At 52.5% G+C, this 1814-nt stretch carries 2 protein-coding genes and 2 pseudogenes; 2 read left to right on the forward strand and 2 right to left on the reverse strand.

The window, feature by feature from the left end; all coding sequences use genetic code 11:
- Both A3730_RS19430 and A3730_RS19435 read right to left on the reverse strand, forming a co-directional pair.
- Window positions 1-224: HupE/UreJ family protein (locus A3730_RS19430; RefSeq protein WP_231884001.1), on the reverse strand; the 224-nt coding region annotated here is incomplete at its 3' end.
- A gap of 3 nt (window positions 225-227) precedes the next feature.
- Window positions 228-608, reverse strand: a pseudogene (locus A3730_RS19435) (efflux RND transporter permease subunit); the annotation flags it as partial.
- A gap of 411 nt (window positions 609-1019) precedes the next feature.
- On the opposite strand from A3730_RS19435, the gene A3730_RS19440 reads away from it, so the two are divergent.
- Together A3730_RS19440 and A3730_RS19445 are read left to right on the forward strand one after the other, a co-directional pair.
- Window positions 1020-1358, forward strand: coding sequence for a hypothetical protein (locus A3730_RS19440; protein ID WP_062817552.1), 339 nt, complete (start codon window positions 1020-1022; stop codon window positions 1356-1358).
- A gap of 67 nt (window positions 1359-1425) precedes the next feature.
- Window positions 1426-1814 (forward strand): annotated as a pseudogene (locus tag A3730_RS19445) (TolC family protein); the annotation flags it as partial.

A 1814-nucleotide genomic window follows, 5' to 3' on the forward strand; every position in this document is an offset into this window, starting at 1 on the left:
GTTATAAAACGAACAATGTCACTGAAGCGGGTCAGAAAGAACACCACGCCGAACAGAAACAGTAAATGGTCATAGCCTGTGACCATGTGCATCGCTCCAAGCTCAATGTACTCCATGAAACCGGCATTGAGCGCCCTCGCCTTATCCTCTGCTGACATGCCATGCCCCATGGCGATGCTGCTTGCCAAAATGGATAGAAGACCAATCCAGTATTTCAATTTCACAACCTAAACTCCCTTGTTGTTGATTTGCTGCGCTGCCTTCCCATTGACCAGCCGGTACAGGGCTGGCAGGACAAATAGCGTTAGCAAGGTAGAAGAAATAATGCCGCCAATAACGACAGTCGCCAGTGGTCGCTGAACCTCAGACCCGATACCCGTATTCAGCGCCATCGGCACAAAACCCAATGATGCCACCAGTGCGGTGGTTATAATTGGCCGTAACCTGGTCACCGCGCCTTCAATAATCGCGTCATCCAGCGTTACACCTTCATGCATCAACTCACGGATAAACGACACCATTACCAACCCATTGAGGATGGCAATACCCGAGAGCGCGATGAAACCCACAGCTGCAGAAATGGAAAAGGGGATATCTCTGAGAAACAGCAAGCGGTCGGCTAAATCTGTCCTTTTGGCTGCACTTCTCGGCATGCTGGTCGATCATCCGTTCAATTTGCTGTCTAGTCAGGCGCTCTGCCCGCATCACAATGGCTGGGAAAAAACTGGTGGCAGGCGGCCGATTTGAAAATTGACCCGGTAAAAAACCATCCAACCGACCGCTGGGACTTGACGATCTATAATAAATGAATCTGGATATTAGTCGCTAATCAAAGGAAAAACTCCAATGAATAGAGCTTATCCAGCACTCACGGACAACCGTTTCATGGTCTTGGTAAATGTCTTGGCGCTGAACGTAGCCCCCGAATGCGTAGAGGACTTTACAGGCAATTGCTGTGCCGCTAGACTTCGCTTCCTTTTTGTTTGGGCATAACTGGCGTGGTTAGACGCAGATTCATAATGGCAATGATGCTCCTGATGGCTTTGCAGTCGGTGGTGTCTGTTGCTGATATGGGTCAGTTTTATAGTCCGGGAGTGGTTCACCACGATGCTGAACTTTTAACTGACCCCTCGGATATTGAGCCAGCCGACACGACCGGCAATCAGTCTCCCGCCGCGCCGGACGATTCCGGCCATTCATTCGTGCAATGTGATCTGTGCCATGGGCACTGCCATATGCTATCGATGGGTTACCTGCCGGACGCTTTGGGCAATATGCCGGACAAAAGCCTGACGGGCTACCAGGCCAGTTTTTCCTCTGTCGATCAATCCTCTCCTTTCCGCCCTCCTATCGTTTGATCCTGCGAGCAGCACCTTCCCCAGCTTGGGGAACTACTGTCATTTAGACTTTCGTAGGAGTAGTTTCATGCTTTTTGGAATGCCCATAAAAAATGGGCGGCGGGTAATACCGAGTCAATTTTTTAACACCTTGCTGTGTCTTCTCGTGCTAACCCTGACGGGCACTGTTGCGTACGCCGAGCAGGCACCTCTCACACTTGCCAATGCCCTCTCGCGGACCGTGGCGCAGAACCCCACCCTGCAGGTTTTCGATTTTCGCCTTCAGGGCCTTGAAGGCCGTCGTTTCACGGCGGATCAAAATCCTGCCCTGGAAGCCGGCCTGGAGGTGGAAAACGTCCTCGGCAGCGGCAACCGGCAGGGGAGCGACGCGGCAGAGTACACCCTGTCCTTGTCATCGGTTCTCGAACTTGGCGGCAAGCGTGAGGCCCGCGTCAGCGTCGTCGACTCGCGATACGC

It is taken from the genome of Alcanivorax sp. HI0044 (assembly GCF_001634945.1).

Bases quoted from the DNA above. Each gene is read 5' to 3' on its own strand.
- A3730_RS19440 (WP_062817552.1), top strand. From the start codon at position 1,020: ATGGCAATGATGCTCCTGATGGCTTTGCAGTCGGTGGTGTCTGTTGCT.